We start from the raw sequence: 17,844 nt of genomic DNA, 5'->3' as shown, positions 1-17,844 counted from the left end.
GATTCCTATTTTAAGTTTCTGTTAGGGGTAAAACAAAAAGACCCTTGTTGCCAAAGGTCTTTTGCTCTATTAAAATGAACAATAAGTTAGAACGGTTATAAAGCCAGTTGCTTTTCTTCCATCATTTTGCGCAGGTTCAGCAGTGCGTAGCGCATGCGGCCCAGGGCTGTGTTCACGCTGCAGGTAAGTATGTCTGCGATCTCTTTAAAACGCAGGTTGGCAAAATGGCGCAGTATGATCACTTCCTGCTGTTCTTTGGGCAGCAATGCCAGCATCTGCATAACCGTGCTGTGGCTTTGCCTTTTCATGATGTTTTCTTCTGCATTGCCTTCTTCAAACTGCAATACTTCAAATACATCCCTGCCTTCGATGGTGGCAATGGCGGGCCTTGTTTTTGCCCTTCTGAAATGATCGATGCAGAGGTTATGTGCTATGCGCATGGCCCATTGCACAAATTTGTTCTCTTCGTTGTAACCACCTGATTTTAATTTTTCGATGATCTTGATGAAAACATCCTGGAAAATATCTTCGGCAACATACTTGTCTTTTACCAAAAGATAGATAGAGGTGTAAATGCGGTTCTTGTGGCGTTCAACAAGTAATTCAAGGCCGTTGGAATCGCCGTTGATAAATGCCTGAACGGCTTCCTGGTCAGTTAAAGTAGTAGTGCTTTTCATAATTTTGGATTTTTTTATTTTTAGTTAGGATAACACAAATGTCTGAAAACCTTTTATGGGTTGCTGTAGGCTGGTTGATAGAGTTGTTGTAGCAATACTACTAGAACGTTATCAATAAAAGCGGTACAGGGTTGGGTAAATTTTATCTTAATACGATCTCTTTTTCGTTCATTAATTTTTTAAGGTTGGTAAGGCCAAACTTCATAGTATCCAGCGCTGTGGTAAGGCTGCATTTCATTATCTCGGCTATCTCTTTAAAGCTCAGTCCTGCATAATGGTTCAATGCAATCACTTCCCGCTGTTCGTCCGGCAGCATGGAGATCATACTTTTTATTTTGCTGTGGCTTTCGTAATAATTGGTATTGGGCAATGCCACCGGTACAGAAAAATTAATGGCATCTTCTGCAGTCTCTTTTTCTTCTCCCACTATAAAAGCCAGTTTTGTTTTACGGGTATGTTCAATACACAGCTGGTGTGCTATCTGTGTGGCCCATTGTAAAAAATTTCCTTCTTCGGTTGCTTTACCGGCCATCAGGTTATTGATGATATTAATAAACACATCGCGGAAGATCTCTTCTGCTACATATTTATCCTGCACCATCGAAAAAATTGAACTGTAAATTCTGTCTTTGTAAAGTTCTACCAGGGTTGCCATGGCGCTGGGGTTGCCATTTAGATAGAACTGGATGAGTTTCTCATCAGACATTTCTGTTTGGTATTTCATAGGACTTATGTTTTAAAAACTGGACTTGGATATTTGGTTTGATAAAGATTTATTAAAAATAAGGAAAAATATGTAGGATTCAAACCTTTTATTTATCGAAAGAATTCTATGAGAAAAAAACTTTAAGTATAAAATATGATCTAATTAAGCTGTTGGCAAAATGTAAAAATCTGACAGCATTAATTTTTCTTTATCCCACTCATCTTTTTACAGTTACTGCTGGTATAAAACTAAAACGAAAGCATTCGTTTAATATACATTTTTGCAGCAAAGTAAGCAGTCATGAAAATTTTGATCACTATTTTATTATCGGCAACTGTGTTGTTTGCTGCTGCGCAGGACAATGGGCGGGCCAAGATAACGGCCCTTGTAAACAGTAACCAGCAGGCCGCAGAAAACGCCACCGTGGAATTGCGGAAGGCAAAAGATTCTTCACTGGTAAAAATTGCACTTACAGATAAAAGTGGTGCGGCAGTGTTTGAGCATATCCGCTTTGACCAGTACATTATTAAAGTAAGCGGCGTGAATTTTGTACCGCAATATTCCAAAGCATTTGTATTGTCTGCCGACCTGCAATTGCCTGCAATGAACCTGCAACCGGCAGCTACGCAATTATCAGGCGTTACCGTGAGCAGCCGCAAACCTTTTATTCAAAAATTATCCGACCGTATTGTGGTGAACGTGGAGAACAGCATTGTAAGCGCCGGAAGCAGCGCTATGGATGTGCTGGAGCGTTCGCCGGGTGTGAATGTGGATCAGAATGATAATATCACCCTGCGGGGTAAATCGGGAGTGATTGTAATGGTGGATGGTAAACCTACACCTATGACGGGCAGCGACCTTGCCAATTACCTGAAAGGCCTGCCTTCTTCGGCAATTGAACGCATTGATATCATTACCAATCCTTCGGCAAAATATGATGCAGCGGGTAATTCAGGCATTATTGATATCCGAATGAAAAAAGATCAGCGTTTAGGCGTTAACGGTACCTTTACAACTGGTTATGGACAGGGTGTGTATCCAAAGGCCAATATCGGTTCTACTTTTAATTACCGGAATAAGAAAGTGAATATTTTCGGTAATTATAATTATGCTTACCGTATAGGATTAAATCATTTGTTGCTGGACAGGAATTTTTATGAGAACGGCACGTATAACGGTGGCGACCTGAAGGATAATTATTCCAAATCTCCGGTCAGTTCCAATACGGCCCGGCTGGGTATGGATTTTTTTCCTTCTAAAAAAACCATCATCGGCTTTGTGGTGAATGGTAACTTCAATCATTACACCCGGGATAATGATAACAGTTCTATTGTGCTCAATCCGCAAAAGCAGGCCACCAGTACTTTCAGATCGTATGCCACCAATAACGATCATGCGAATAACAGTGTTGCGAATATCAACTTCAAACATCGTTTCGACAGTACCGGTAAAGAATTGACTGCCGATGCGGATTATGGGGTATACAATTCCACTTCGCTTACTGTGAATGCCACCAGCTATTATAAGCTCGATGGCACATTGCTGCAGCCTGCATATATCCTGGATGGCGATCAGAATGGTAAACTGAGTTTTAAGACCGCTAAAGTGGATTATGTAAATCCCTTGAGCAAAGGCAGTAAATGGGAGACCGGTTTAAAAACCAGTTATGTTTCATCGGATAATGATGCCAAATTTTTTGATGTAAGCAATGGCACTCCGCAGAACGATGTAAACAAGACCAATCATTTTTTATACAAGGAATACAATAATGCAGGTTATATCAACTTCAGTAAGGAGTTTAAGCAATTTGATGTGCAGCTGGGTTTAAGAGGAGAACATACCAAGATCAGCACCGAGCAAAAAGTAGGGAATGTAAAATTTGATTCTTCTTATTTTCAGTTATTCCCCAGTGCATTCTTTAATTATAAGCTGAAAGAAGATCAGACACTCGGTTTATCCGTAAGCCGCCGTATAGACAGGCCGGGTTATTCGCAACTGAATCCCTTTTTATTTTTAATTGATGTTACCACTTATGCTACCGGTAATACTTATTTATTACCGCAGCTTACCTGGTCGTACGAATTGAGTTATACGTTGAAGAATTTAAACTTCAGTGTAAGTTACAGCCACACCAAAGATGATCAGAATATAACACTGGCAAGATTTAAGGAAGTGTTCCCGAATATTCCTTCGGCAGATAATGTTACGGTGCAGATACCGATCAATTTAAAATCGTCTGATTATTTTGGCCTGTCACTTTCCACACCTATCAAGATCACTAAATGGTGGAACATGGTAAACAACGGCAATATCTATTATCAGAAGTATAATGGTAATTTCAGCGGTACTACTTTGAACAATGGTAAGCCGGCAGCTGATATACGCACCAACAATACTTTCACTTTTAAAAAAGGCTGGACGGCTGAACTGAATGCCAACCTGAATACCGGTGGTCAATATGGTTTTATGGTACTCGATCCGCAATGGGGTATTGCTACCGGTGTGCAAAAGCTGATCCTTAAAAACAAGGGTACGCTTCGTTTTAATATCACCGATATTTTCTGGACCAATTTGCCTAAGGCTGTGATCACTTATAACAATTACGTTGAAAAATGGCATGCGTATAGGGAAACGAGGGTCGCCAATCTTACGTTCTCGTATCGTTTTGGTAATAACAAGGTGCAGGCGGCAAGAAGAAGAACAACTGCATCGGAAGAGGAAAGGCAGCGGGCGGGGAATTAAGCCCCTCCGCCCCTAAAGGGGAACTTATTATGGAGAAGATCTGTGCGAAAATGATGTAAAAATTATTGTACTTAAACATTTATTATGAGAATATTATTGATCGTTGCAGTTTGTTTTTCATTGGGTGCTGCTGCACAAACGCCACCGCGGAAAGCAGTTATGGGCATTGTACCTAAGCCGGTAAGCAATGGCATTCTGGTAGACAGCGTTGTAGCCAGTACCACTTCTGCGGCCTTGGGTTTACAGAAGGGTGATATCTTAACCAATGTGAATGGCGCAGCGATCAGCTCAACAGATACTTACAGCAAGGCGGTTGCCGGTATAAGAACAGGCGATAAAGTAACGGTTCAGTATATACGCAATAATAAAACTCTTTCTGCCAATGCCAATGCAGTAATGCGACCCTACGAAAAATCGGATATTGCTGATGTACAATACGATTGGGTGAAATTCCGCAATGGGTATTTAAGGGCGATCACAAGAAAACCCAAAGGCAAAACAGGTCTTCCTGCTATTTTACTGATACCCGGTTATGGTTGCGGCAGCGTGGAGAATTATATGAGCAGTTACAACGGTAAAATATTGACCGAATGGCTGAAGGCAGGCTATGCCGTGGTGACCATTGAGAAATCCGGTTTGGGCGACAGCTATAATTGTGTGCCCTGCAGCGAGGTGGATCTTGCCACCGATATTGAAAGTTTTGATGCCGGTTACAATTACATGGAGCAATTGCCCTTTGTTGATAAAAGCAGGTTGTATATCTGGGGGCATTCCATGGGTGGCATTATTGCGCCTGAAATTGCAAAACGTCATCAACCCAAAGGTGTAATGGTTTTTGGCACCACTTTTCGCCCGTGGAGTGAGTTTTTATTAGAGATGCACCGCATACAAAAACCATTGCTGGAAAAACAAACGTATTTACAGACGGAAGATTTTATGCGTACCATACAAAAGATTTATTATGAATTCTTTATTCTTAAAAAAACAAGGGAAGAATTATTAAAGAACCCGCAATACAAGGATCTTGTTGTAAGCGAACTGGGTTATAAAGAAGGCAGCAATGATATGTGGGGAAGGCACTGGGCTTTCTGGCCGCAGATAGATTCGCTGAACCTGGCGCAGAGCTGGGAAAAAATTAGTTGCCCGGTTTTGATATTGCATGGCGCTGCTGATTATGAATCCTGCAGTATAGTAGAACCGCAACTGATCACAAGAACGGTGAATGAAGGGCACCCCGGCAATGCCACAATGGAAGTGATACCGGAACTGGATCATTTTATGATGAAGAGTAAGAACTGGGAAGAAGCAAGGGACAACTTTAATACACAGCAATATGCCAAGGGCAATTTTAATTATGCTATTGCAGAAGCCACGGTGAACTGGTTAAAGAGTCATTAGGAGTTTAAAGTTATGAGTTGAATGCACTTACCTTATATTACTTTATTTGAAATAGAAGTAAGTATTTCTTTCACTATATCTTTTAAAGATTGCGGGCTTACGATCTCTGCATGATCACCAAAGAGCATGTACCATCTTGCAAAACCATTTAGTGAAGCAGACAAGAATGTCATTTCTATGGTATCGCCCAGGTCTTTTTGCGAAACAAAACCATTGTAATATTTCTGATCGCCGAAATAAGGGATGATATCTTTGTTGATTTGCAGTATCACCGTCTGCAGGTTTTTTTCTTTGGATTCTTTTGATAAGAATGTTTTTAAAGAGGGGTGTTCTTTTTTAAACTGTTCGTCCAAAATGGTGAGCTTATTAATGCTGCTGAATTTAAAAGTGCGGTAATCTTTGCGCAGGCGGCAGTAAGCCACCATATACCAGTTCTCGCCCAGGTAATAAATACCCACCGGTTCCACATCGCGGATGCTTTTTTGTTGATTGTGATTGGCAAAATAATCCAGCTGAATGATATTTTTCTGTGCAATGCTTTGCAACACATGCTGCAGGTGAATGGTATCATTGCTGCGTTTGGGCACATACTGGTTCTCTATCACTTCAATGTGCTGCTCCATATCTTCCAGGTAATCTTTTTCTGTAAGCCGCAATACCGCTTTTATTTTCAGCATGGCCGTGCCGTAATTTTTTTTAGTGGATTCATCGGTTAGTTTCTCCACCAGTTTTTCGGCAGTTAAGAATGCAGTGGCTTCTTCTTTAGTGAACATTACCGGTGGCAGGCGGTAACCCTCCATAATGGAATAACCAATACCAGCCTCGCCTATGATAGGCACACCGGCTTCATCCAGCGCTTTTATATCGCGGTATACGGTGCGCAAACTCAATTGATAAGTGTCGGCTATTTCCTGTGCCTTTACCACCCGTTTGGATTGCAGCTGTACCAGTATGGCAGTAAGGCGGTCGATGCGGTTCATAAAGTTTATTTCGTTTCAAAAATATCACATTCGCTGCTTAGTTCGCTATTATGCTTTAGGGGCGAAAAATATTTTTATGCCTATTCAAAAAAATATGTATAATATGCAGCACAAAACTGCCCTGATAAAAAGTATCGTTATGGAAATACAGATCCTGCGTTCTCTCACGGATGAATACAAACCAAGTCCTGAACTGCTCGCTGCAATAAACACCGCACTCTTTTTACAAAGGCCACTGCTTTTATCCGGTGATCCCGGAACAGGAAAAACGGCCTGTGCCGATTTTGTTGCCCGGCAGTTAAGTTCCTTGTACCCCTATGTTTTTCTTACACCTAAAGCATTGCGCTTCGATACCAAATCCGGGTCGCAGTCCAGCGACCTGTTCTATTCTTACGATGCGGTTTCCCATTTTGGTGATAAAACGAACCGGTCAAAAGAATCATTTATCTCCTTCAACAGTTTTGGTATTGCATTGTTAGGCACCAACAGTTTTAATGCAAGTCTTAACCGTTTTATGAATTATGAAAAAGAAGTGTTCACTAAAAGATCCTGTTTTGGTTCTGTGGTATTGATTGATGAGATCGATAAAGCTCCGAGGGATTTTCCCAATGATCTTTTAGCAGAACTGGAAAGGCCGCCTTTTAAATTCCATATAAAGGAATTACCTGACTTTACGGTGGAGCAGGATACCCGCTTTCCTGTTTTTACCATTATTACCAGTAACAATGAAAAGGGTTTACCCGATGCTTTTTTAAGAAGATGTGTATTTCATCACATCCGTTTCCCTGATACAAAAGAACTTTTAGAAATTGTAAAATCCAATCTTAAAACAGAGAGCCCCTATTTTGAAACGGTGATAGAAAAATTTACCGAGCTGCGTAATAAGAACCTCGTAAAAAAACCTGCAACAGCAGAGCTCATCGACTGGATCGCCTGCCTGCAACAGAAACGCCTTTTAAACAGTAACATGGCCAACTGGAAAGGCGCCGATGATGATTATAAAACAAAGCTTATTGAAACCCTCGGTATCATTACCAAATCGCAGGTGGATTTTGACACGGTAAGAAAAGAGATCAGTGGATAATCTCAACGACATTATAGCCGAAACTATCGCCGATGGTAACGAATCATTACCATTGCGTTCCTTTTTTGCCACACTAAAGGAAAATGGTTTTACGGTAACACCATTACAGGTCATTCATGCCCATAAAATAATCATACAGTATGCAAATTGGGTAAAGAATGAGAATGAACTATGCATGTACCTGGCGCCTGTTTTTGTTACCAGTGAAGATGAACAGGAACTTTTCAAAAAACTTTTTACCCGTCATTTTAAAACAGTACACACTGGAAGGGTCCTCACAAAACCTGCAGCCGTTTCAATTGAAAATAAATTAAAACAACACTGGAAAAAATTCCTCATACTTTATGTAGTGATCGCGTTATTGGTCATACTTTTTATCATCAAAGCTGCGCTGCATGAAAAACATTTTGATCCTGCAAAAATTGAGGTCCTGGTAAGTGATAAAAACGACCCTGCCGCGATACTTGGTGATACAATAGCTTTTCAAACAGCTGTAAATAATAAACTTGAAATTATAACCACTTGCCGGTACAATAAAAGAGTTACAGATCTTGAAACAAAGGTATCTTATGAATGGGGGGACAGTAGCTATGCCGGCAGTCTGCCTTCACATATTTACTCCCGGCCCGGGCAATATAATTTTACTGCTTATATAGATGTACTTTATAAGAACACCAGTTTGAAAAAAGATACGGTACACCGCATCGTAAACGTTTGTTCATCCGGTAATAGTTTAACGGTATTGGTTTCACCCAATATAGATTCTTTGATCGTAAGCAAAAAAATAAGACTGGTTCCTGTTGTTTCTGGCCCCAAAAAGCCCATTAAAATATCATGGCAACTTGATAATACCGAATTTAATTTTGCTGAAAAAAAAGAATTCTTATTTACCAAGGCGGGATTTCATACAGTTACTTGTACAGCATATTATGACAGTATCGTTTCTCCTTGCAACATTCAAAAACACATTGAGCTTAAAGTCCACGATACGGGTTTTAAAAAGCCGACCATTACTCCTGTTGATGCTGCAACAGATCCGCAAGAGGAAGCCACTGTAACTGAGCAATACGATTACAGGTCGCTGGTTCATTTATACAAAGTGTTAGCTGCTATCTTTCTTGTATTATCTGCATTTTTTATTTTTTTATGGTTGAAAGAACTGCAGAAAACAGGAAGGATCAAAACCAAGGTGCTGGATAAATATAAAAAACTGGTCTCCTCATTTACTTCGTCAAAAGCACCTGCGATATTACCTTTTAAGAACAGGAACTATATACCGGTACAGGAATCGGAGATCAATGATATTGCAAAGCTGTTGCGTAAGCGGGTGAAGGATTCCATCAGTTTTATGCATGTGAAAAAGACAATTAACAGGGCAATTGAAAGGGGTGGTTTTTTTGAGCCGGTAAAAGAAGCCCGTACAAGACAAAGCGAATACCTGGTATTGATAGATGAATCGAATGACAACAGCCAGCAGGTAAAATTATTTGAATACCTGGTAGTAATGTTAAAGAAGCAAAATGTACTGGTAGAAAAATATTATTACAAAAAGCACCCGGGGTTCTGTTATAATATTCATGAGCCTAAGGGCATCAGCCTGGAAAAGTTGCATGGAAAATACCAGCGGTATGTTTTATTGATATTAGGGGATGCATATCAATTGATCGATAAAAACACCCATGAAATAGCGGCATCATTTGCTGCACAATTAAATCACTGGCAACATAAAGCGATCATTACACCTGTTTCATTTATCGACTGGCAGAAGACAGAAAGAAGTATTTTATTGCCCCACATCCCGATTGTACCGGCTGATATGGAAGGTTTGATACTACTGGCAGAAATGCTTACAGAAAAAGAGAACGCATTTGATATTATCTCGAGGCTTAACAGGCAGAAAGCTGTTTTTTATTCTGCTGCGGCAATTGATTTTAATAATGTACGGGCATTGGAAAAATATTGCAGCATTCCGGGCTGGGCAAGAAAAAACGAGAATGATGAAACGGTCAATGTGTTGTTTGAGTGGGTTGCTGCATTGGCCATTTATCCAAAACTCCGCTGGGAAATAACACTGGCCATTGGTAAAGACATTTTGGAAAAATATGGGTTGCACCGGCAATTGAATTATACCATTCTTTTACGTATTGCACGCATCAGCTGGATGAAGCAGGGCGTCATACCGGATCAGCTACGTTTGCAATTGTTGCAACAACTTACTCTTGAAAGTGAAAAGACAGCAAGGCAAACCCTCCTGGTTCTTTTAAAAGAAATTCCACAGCAGGAAGTAGAAGGCAGCAGTGATTTTGAAGAAAAAGAAGTGCAACAGGTCATTAATGAATTCAGTTTATATGCACATGATCCTGTTTTGTACAACAGTTACAGCGAATCCAAATTTATTTTTGAAAAACTATGGCATGACAACCTGTTGAAAGATGCTCCTGCCACATTGTACCTGAAAAACGAGCAGCACCAATGGAAGACGCTTATTAATCAACCCGGCGATAACCATAAAGCCAACTATAATGCCAGTGCTGAAGAATACCTGCAGACCAAGGAAAAAGAAGAAACGATTTTAAGTAAAGTATACCTGGCATTGGGTTTAATAAGTATAGTGGTATTGCTCACCTCTCTTGCCGCTTTGCGGGTCTTATACATCTGGCAAAACTTCCTGTAACGGTAAATTCAATTACTAATACTTTTTCAACGTATCCGCATACGTAGTAAAATCTGCAAACTGGCTGTTCCAGGTATTGATGGAAAATTCATAATCCCATGCTTCAATATATCTTGCCCTTATCTCTTTTGCCTGTGCAAACACTTTCGTGTAGTCGCCACCGGGAAAACTGGTAGTATTATCCGACCGGTCGATGACCTGGCAATAAATATCGCCGGGAAAATTTTTTAGCAGTGTAATGATATTCGGTTGATACGTGGTGCCGCCCGATATCCACCACATAGCAGCGCCCACCCGTTGGCCCAATGTATTATCATTCCACAAACTGTTGATGATGGACGAAGCCGGGGTAGAAGAATTAAAAAGATCATGCACTTCAAAGGCCAGTGCTTTTTTACTAAAAGCTGTTGCAAACTTTTTTGCATTCTGAACAGATGCATTGATCCATTTTGTTTCGGTATATCCCGCATTAGTAAAATTGGTTTGATTAAAACCATTCAGGTGGCCTTCAATACCGTTGGCCGTCATCTGCGGAATATATACCAGTACCAGTGATGTATCATTGTTATAATGTTCCGCCAGTTTATCGGCCAGCTTACCAAGATAAGTCAACACGGTATCGCTCCATATCAACGGCAGTTTATATGGTTGGCCCTGGAAGGTATAATCAAAATAAGGTGCATTTTTTTGCGTAATAAGCCAGGCAGGGCTGCCAATGCCGCCAGCGAGTACGCCCAGTGAATATTTTTTATTCTTTGCCTTTATTGCATTTACTTGGTTATCCAGCGCAGTAAAATTAAAATTACCCTCGCTGGTTTCAATATCTTTCCAATAGGCTCTTATTAAAACACCGCGATTGTTATTGTTATTTAAAACTGTGGCGGCAGTACTGCCCGAGGCAGAAAAAACACCGGAAGGCTTTACGGTTGTGGCTGCAGGTGTAACAGGAGATGTATCGCTGGAACTGCCCGAATTTTTTTTACAGGACAGGAAAGAAACAAACAGCAGTAAATAAAGCAGGCGTGGCATAAGCAGTTTTTTTGTAAGACGGTGTTGGCCCGCAAGGGTTTAAACGCCCTGTTATAACGCTTTTGCCGCGGGAATATTTTCCAGCAACACTTCATTGCCCGTCTTATCAAAATAAGTGCAGGTCATTTTGTGGATATCCACCACCCATTTTTCTACACCCGCCGCAGCGCATTGGTTGCAGAAGGTAGGGTAATCGCTTTTACCCTTCTGGTGCTCCTTCAGTTCTTTTTTAAATTGTGTGGCATTGCATTCCGCTTCAATGGTCAAGGTTGCATACTTAGCGGGTGATGTCTCAGAAAAATTATTTTTTCCAAAATACACTGTATGTCCATCTGCTACAAATGTTTCGTAAGCTGTAACGCCCAGCTGTACCAGGTCCTGGATATAAGCCGGGAAATCGGCGCCTGATCTTACTTTTGCGTGTGCTGATTTGATCTGTTCTATTGTAAACATGTATTTATTTTTATACCGTAAAATTAAAGCAGCATTGCGGTATGTAGCTGTAAAAAAATTGATCTACAAACGGGGGTTGGCAGGGCGGCTGGGTTTATCAAAATTATTAGCGCCCCGGGTCTTTAATTTTCTTTTAAAAACTTTATCACCCGCTGTGATATACAATATATTAAAATCGGGGCCGCCAAAATACAGGTTGGATGGCTGCCCTGCCGGTATGGGAATGATGGCATTCACTCTTCCCAACTGGTCCATTACCTGTATACCCATCCTGCTGGCTACAAACACTCTTCCAGCGGTATCACATTTTACACCATCGCTCCAGGCATTATCATCTATATCGGGTGTATGCAGCCAGCCATAGCGTTGCTTATAAGCCAGTGTGCCGTCGGGCATTATCCTGTATATCCAAACCCAATGCGTAGAAGATTCTGTGATATACAATTGCGTTTGATCGGGTGATAGCGTAATGCCATTGGCATATTTCAATCCTTCATCCACCACTATCCTTTCTCCATTGGGGCGAATCAAATATATTTTCGATGGCTTGCTTACACCATCCGGTGCAGTAACATACATATTGCCGTTAATAGCTATCACCAGGTCGTTGCCGGCAATAGTATCGGCTATCACTTTCATTTTTTCATTCTTGTCGTAACTCAAAATTTGTTTTGTCCCTGTGGCTACGGTATACATCATACCATCCGCACCAAAGCAGGTGGCGTCTGCTCTTTTTGAATCCATATTCAGCGCTACCGGTTTACCATCGCTGTTGATCTTATAGGTCTTTGAATTGGGTATATCCTGGAAATACGTGTACCCTTCAGCGTTAGTCGCAATACCTTCGGTAAATTTATACCCTTCGCCTACCAGCTGCCAATCTTCGCCAGGTATTACAAGATCGCTCAAAAACTGGTTCTTTGTTTTACCGCCAGTTACTGCCGCAGGCCAGCCTTTCCACAACCAGCGCATAGCATCGGGAAATACCGCTGTGCCCTGGTTACCATTATGTCCATACTCTCCCCAAATATGGTTTACTTCATAGCCTGCAAAACTCAATGCCCTTTCCATACTTTCGTTGGCCTTCCACCAATCACCTGCATATATGTTCAGATCATTGGCGCCATCCTGTAAAAAAATGCGGATGGGTTTGGGTTCATATTTGCGGACCAGGATGGGATAACGGTCGGCGCCCCGTAAACCGGTATAAGTTCCTATGGCGCTGAATACTCTTGAAAATGCCTCCGGGTGTTCCCACGCTGCAGTAAATGCACAAACAGCACCGCTGCTGCTGCCACCAATCGCCCTATCATTGCCATTTTTAGAAAGATGTATGGCCCGGCCATCACTTGCTTTTTGTCTTTCCACTTCGGGCAATATCTCTGTCAATAAAAACCTGGCATAGGCATCACCCAAACCATCGTATTCAAAGCTGCGGTTAAACCGGTCCTGCGCTGTTGCATTATTATCTGCCAGCACTTTTCCCGGCGTAATAAATACTCCAATTGTTACGGGCATTTCCTTGTTGTAGATCAGGTTATCAAAAACTGTGGGTGCTTTCCATTGAATACCATCCTGGTTTACATACACACAGGCCGGTTGTTCTGGTTTGTATTGTGCCGGAATGTATATCCAGTAATCTCTTGTGGTGCCGGGAAATATTTTGGATTGATTAAAACTGAATTTTAAGATTTCTCCTTTCGGTACACCGGCGTGTTCCACGCTGGCAGAATCGATGGGATATTTTTCGGCGGGTTGTTGTGCGGATAGAGTTGTTGCAAATAAAATGCAGCTGAAAAGAACGAGTTTTTTCATGATCAATCGTTATTGGTGATAAGGTTTATTTACCTGGTAGAAACTGATGAAAACTTCAACAAGTCAATTTTCTATTCTGATAGTTTTTAAAAAATAAAGCGAATTATCCAGAAATTTATCTTTTAAAGAATCTTTTTGTTTTGTCAGCAATTCAAAATTAAATTCTACACTGTTGTTTTTTATATATGTACCTGCCAACACCTTTTTTGAATATTGCAATTTTGTTGAATCATATAAATCGATCAGGAAGATTGAAAAATAATAATCGTCTATTTTTTCAATGGTATCAGATTTTATTTTATAGGAGTTTGCCTCTATTAACAACTCCGCTTTCTTCTTTGCATGCTGTTTTCGAAGATATGCAGTATCGGAGTTTGGGTTAAAAGGATAGACGTAAGCCGAATGCACGATGGTAAAACGTTCAATTGAATCCTTTAGATCAGACCACATCCAACCATTTTCTTCTATAATAGGTAAAGATTTAGGTTGGAATCTATACTTTATTTTATCGCACGGCGAACCACAATCAGAATGATGTGTCCATGAAAAATTGGTATCATAACGCAATGGTAAAGAAATACTAACTGTACCAAAACTGTCTGCAAGTTTAATAACATTGATCTTTGATTTTTCCGGGGGCTGTATTGTAGTGTTCTCGGTTTTTGAAAAATTATTACAACTAATAAAAAGCAGGATCGTAGTTATTGATAGAAGCATTTTCATTGCTCATAAATATACAATTCTCTTTTTTAAATTCATTGTTATAAGATATCTGCACAAAAAAACCGAAACTTTTCAGCTTCGGTTTCAAATATCAATAGTTCCCCTTTAGGGGTTAGGGGTTTAAAACTCCGCACTCTTCGGATACCTCGGGAAAGGAATAACATCTCTTATATTACCCATGCCGGTCACAAACTGCACCAAACGTTCAAAGCCCAAACCAAAACCCGCATGCGGGCAGGCGCCGAATTTACGGGTATCCAAATACCACCATAATTCTTCAGCAGGTATGTGCATTTCTTCCATACGCTTCAGCAATTTGTCCATACGCTCTTCTCTTTGCGAGCCTCCCACAATTTCGCCAATGCCCGGTGCAAGTATATCCATTGCAGCAACAGTTTGCCTGCCCGGTTCGCAATTATCATTCTGGCGCATATAAAACGCTTTGATATCCGCAGGGTAATCTGTTAAGATCACCGGTTTTTTAAAATGCTTCTCCACTAAATATCTTTCATGTTCGCTCTGCAGATCAACACCCCATTTATCTACCAGGTATTGAAATTTTTTCTTCTTATTGTGGTTACTCTCTCTTAAAATTTCAATGGCTTCGGTATAGGTTAAACGCTGAAAATCGTTGTTCACCACAAAATTCAGTTTGTCCATCAAACCAAACTCACTTCTTTCTGTTTGTGGTTTTTGTTTTTCTTCTTCATCCAGGCGCTGCGCCAAAAACTCCAGGTCTTCTTTATTATGTTCCATCGCATGCTGTATCACATACTTGATGAATTCTTCTGCAAGGTTCATATTATCTTCCAGGTCGTTGAACGCCACTTCGGGTTCAATCATCCAGAATTCCGCCAGGTGCCTGGTGGTGTTACTGTTCTCTGCACGGAACGTAGGTCCAAAAGTATAGATATCACTAAAGGCCATCGCTGCCAGTTCGCCTTCCAGCTGGCCACTCACCGTAAGATTGGTGCTGCGGCCAAAAAAATCTTCTTTAAAATTGATCGTGCCATCATCATTTTTTGGTGCGGTGCCATCAACAGGCAGTGTTGTTACCCGAAACATTTCCCCGGCGCCTTCTGCATCACTTGCTGTAATGATGGGTGTGTGTAAATACACAAATCCTTTATCGTTAAAGAATTTATGAATGGCAAATGCCAGTGCATGACGCACACGGAATACCGCACTGAATGTATTGGTACGAAAACGCAGGTGAGCGATCTCTCTTAAAAATTCAAGACTGTGTTTTTTAGGTTGCAGTGGAAATTTTTCCGCATCACTATCGCCCAGTATTTCTATATCGGTTGCTTTCAGTTCTACTTTTTGTCCTTTACCCAATGAAGGAATTATTTCGCCGGTGGCTTTTATGCAGGCGCCGGTGGTAAGGCGTTTCAACAACGCTTCATCAAACTTACCCAGTTCGGCCACTACCTGTATATTATTATTGGTGCTGCCATCATTTAAAGCTATAAACTGGTTGTTGCGGAAGGTACGCACCCATCCCATCACTGTTGCCTGGTAATTGGCTGTATCACTGGCCAATAATTCTTTGATCCTGGTTCTTTTATTAAACATAAATTCTATTTGTGGACTGCAAATATAAGCCAAGAAGAAGTTTTGCCACGGATTACACGAATTTTCACGGAACAGATATTCTTACGATAGAATATGGGTGCATTTTTCATTTGCACAACAGCCCATAAAATTAAAAGCTGATTAAAAAGAATCTGCATTAATCAGTGAAAATCTGTGCAATCCGTGGCCAACCCAAAAAAAATTGCTTTTTCAATAAAAACAACGTAATATTGCGCTGGAATCCAACTGATAAGGTCTATCCAATCGTTTGCTTCATCAGCTACTCATATTCCATCAATTATAAATTCTCAATTTCATTTTTCAGATTTAAGACGGTTTTTGAAGACATTATTTTCAACTTTTTATGTACGATATTTCACAACTGAACGATCTGCTCGTTCCTGAATTGCTTGACATAGCAGATCAACTCACTATTTCTAATGCAAAAAAATTAAATAAGCAGGATTTGATAAACCAGATCCTCGATAAACAATCCCTTATGAGCACAGCAAAAAACGAAGAAGAAAAGCCCAAGCGTAAACGCATTCCCAAAGCTGCTGCCAGTGTGGCCCCTGCTGCGGCTGCAGACAGTCCTGAGCCCAAAAGAGAGGCTGCTCCCAAAGCAAAAAGGCATGAGCCTGTTGAAAAAAAGCAACCGGTAAAAAAAGCGGCTGATGATGAAGAGGAAGAAGAACTGCAACCCATAACGAGTGAGCAAAGCACTATTCCCGCTGCCATTGCACAAATGCTGCAGGCCGAAGATGGTGATATACAATTGCCCGAAATGACACTGGAGGAAGAAAAACCACAGTTCAACAACAGGCAGCACCAGCAAAGAAAAGAACCACCTGCTTTTAATATTGAATTTGATGGCGTGATACTGGGCGAAGGTGTGCTGGAAATGATGCCCGATGGATATGGTTTTTTACGCAGCAGCGATTATAACTACCTTTCTTCTCCCGATGATATTTATGTTTCTCCTTCCCAGATAAAATTATTCGGTTTAAAAACCGGTGATACAGTGTACGGCAGCGTTCGCCCTCCGAAAGAAGGCGAAAAGTATTTTGCCCTGTTAAAAGTGGATACTATCAACGGTAAAAAACCAGAGGAAGTAAGGGACCGTGTTCCTTTCGACTACCTGACACCGTTATTCCCCTTCGAAAAATTAAATCTTTGCACCAAGGCGGATAATTACAGCACCAGGATCATGGACCTGTTTACTCCTATTGGTAAAGGCCAGCGTGGATTGATCGTTGCGCAGCCAAAGACCGGTAAGACCATGTTGTTGAAAGAACTGGCCAATGCCATTGCAGAAAATCACCCGGAATGCTACCTCATGATCGTGCTGGTGGATGAAAGGCCGGAAGAGGTGACCGATATGGAACGTAGTGTACGCGCCGAGGTTATAGCTTCTACTTTTGATGAACCTGCGGAAAAACATGTAAAGGTGAGCACCATTGCTTTGCAAAAAGCAAAACGTTTGGTGGAATGCGGTCATGATGTGGTGATATTACTGGATAGTATTACCCGTTTGGCCAGGGCGCACAATACCGTGGCACCTTCCAGCGGTAAAGTATTGAGTGGTGGTGTGGAAGCCAATGCAATGCAGAAACCAAAACAGTTTTTTGGTGCGGCACGTAAAATTGAAAATGGCGGATCACTGACCATTATTGCCACTGCACTGGTGGATACCGGAAGTAAAATGGACGAAGTGATCTTTGAAGAATTTAAAGGTACCGGTAACATGGAGTTGCAGCTGGAACGTAAATTATCTAACCGCAGGATCTATCCTGCTATCGATATCGTTTCTTCATCTACCAGGCGTGATGACCTGTTGCTGGACAGGGATACCTTCCAGCGTATGTGGATACTGCGTAAACACATGGCAGATATGAACCCCGAAGAAGCGATCAATACTTTATTGAAGAATATGAAGGGTACGAAGGATAATGCGGAGTTCCTGACTTCAATGAATGGATAATTAAAAA

General features: G+C 41.1%; 13 protein-coding genes. 5 read left to right on the top strand and 8 right to left on the bottom strand.

The window, feature by feature from the left end; all coding sequences use genetic code 11:
* Window positions 1–95 precede the first annotated feature (95 nt).
* On the bottom strand, window positions 96–677 hold the full coding sequence (locus tag QM738_RS07000; RefSeq protein ID WP_462275966.1) for an RNA polymerase sigma factor: 582 nt from the start codon (window positions 675–677) through the stop codon (window positions 96–98).
* 142 nt (window positions 678–819) lie between these two features.
* The gene (locus tag QM738_RS06995; protein ID WP_462275965.1) at window positions 820–1,401 is read right to left on the bottom strand and encodes an RNA polymerase sigma factor; all 582 of its coding nucleotides are present in this window, start codon (window positions 1,399–1,401) and stop codon (window positions 820–822) included.
* Between the two features lie 282 nt (window positions 1,402–1,683).
* On the opposite strand from QM738_RS06995, the gene QM738_RS06990 reads away from it, so the two are divergent.
* Both QM738_RS06990 and QM738_RS06985 read left to right on the top strand, forming a co-directional pair.
* Entirely contained in the window at window positions 1,684–4,125 is a 2,442-nt protein-coding gene (locus QM738_RS06990) for a TonB-dependent receptor domain-containing protein (protein ID WP_462275964.1), read from the top strand.
* A gap of 84 nt (window positions 4,126–4,209) precedes the next feature.
* Window positions 4,210–5,523 carry an alpha/beta hydrolase family protein gene (locus tag QM738_RS06985; RefSeq protein ID WP_462275963.1) on the top strand — a complete coding sequence of 438 codons (1,314 nt, stop codon included), beginning with the start codon at window positions 4,210–4,212 and terminating at the stop codon, window positions 5,521–5,523.
* Window positions 5,524–5,555: 32 nt separating this feature from the next.
* Here QM738_RS06985 and QM738_RS06980 read toward each other — a convergent pair whose 3' ends face one another.
* A complete protein-coding gene (locus QM738_RS06980; protein WP_462275962.1) occupies window positions 5,556–6,503 on the bottom strand; it encodes a helix-turn-helix transcriptional regulator in 948 nt (315 codons plus the stop codon).
* Window positions 6,504–6,642: 139 nt separating this feature from the next.
* Here QM738_RS06980 and QM738_RS06975 point away from each other — a divergent pair, with 139 nt between their 5' ends.
* Complete coding sequence (locus tag QM738_RS06975) at window positions 6,643–7,587, top strand: AAA family ATPase (RefSeq protein ID WP_462275961.1); 945 nt, start codon at window positions 6,643–6,645, stop codon at window positions 7,585–7,587.
* Window positions 7,580–10,261, top strand: a complete 2,682-nt coding sequence (locus QM738_RS06970) for a hypothetical protein (RefSeq protein ID WP_462275960.1) — start codon at window positions 7,580–7,582, stop codon at window positions 10,259–10,261. Before QM738_RS06975 ends, QM738_RS06970 begins: the two co-directional genes overlap by 8 nt.
* A gap of 15 nt (window positions 10,262–10,276) precedes the next feature.
* On the opposite strand, the gene QM738_RS06965 is transcribed toward QM738_RS06970, so the two are convergent.
* The 5 genes from QM738_RS06965 to asnS form a co-directional block, all read right to left on the bottom strand.
* A complete protein-coding gene (locus QM738_RS06965) occupies window positions 10,277–11,290 on the bottom strand; it encodes a beta-galactosidase (RefSeq protein ID WP_462275959.1) in 1,014 nt (337 codons plus the stop codon).
* A gap of 51 nt (window positions 11,291–11,341) precedes the next feature.
* Window positions 11,342–11,743 (bottom strand): DUF1398 domain-containing protein, encoded by a 402-nt coding sequence (locus tag QM738_RS06960; RefSeq protein WP_462275958.1) that lies wholly within the window; start codon window positions 11,741–11,743, stop codon window positions 11,342–11,344.
* 63 nt (window positions 11,744–11,806) lie between these two features.
* Window positions 11,807–13,558: an SMP-30/gluconolactonase/LRE family protein gene (locus tag QM738_RS06955; protein ID WP_462275957.1), complete on the bottom strand. Its 1,752-nt coding sequence runs from the start codon at window positions 13,556–13,558 to the stop codon at window positions 11,807–11,809.
* A 63-nt stretch (window positions 13,559–13,621) separates the two neighbouring features.
* Window positions 13,622–14,281, bottom strand: a complete 660-nt coding sequence (locus QM738_RS06950) for a hypothetical protein (RefSeq protein ID WP_462275956.1) — start codon at window positions 14,279–14,281, stop codon at window positions 13,622–13,624.
* A gap of 120 nt (window positions 14,282–14,401) precedes the next feature.
* Window positions 14,402–15,856, bottom strand: coding sequence for an asparagine--tRNA ligase (asnS, locus tag QM738_RS06945; protein WP_462275955.1), 1,455 nt, complete (start codon window positions 15,854–15,856; stop codon window positions 14,402–14,404).
* Window positions 15,857–16,220: 364 nt separating this feature from the next.
* Here asnS and rho point away from each other — a divergent pair, with 364 nt between their 5' ends.
* Window positions 16,221–17,837, top strand: a complete 1,617-nt coding sequence (gene rho / locus QM738_RS06940; protein WP_462275954.1) for a transcription termination factor Rho — start codon at window positions 16,221–16,223, stop codon at window positions 17,835–17,837.
* The last annotated feature ends 7 nt before the right edge of the window (window positions 17,838–17,844 follow it).

It is taken from the genome of Ferruginibacter sp., from assembly GCF_049840995.1.
Taxonomy (GTDB): Bacteria; Bacteroidota; Bacteroidia; order Chitinophagales; family Chitinophagaceae; genus Ferruginibacter.
The sequence above is the reverse complement of the archived record's forward strand: the minus strand, read 5'-3'. Positions and strand labels throughout refer to the sequence as shown.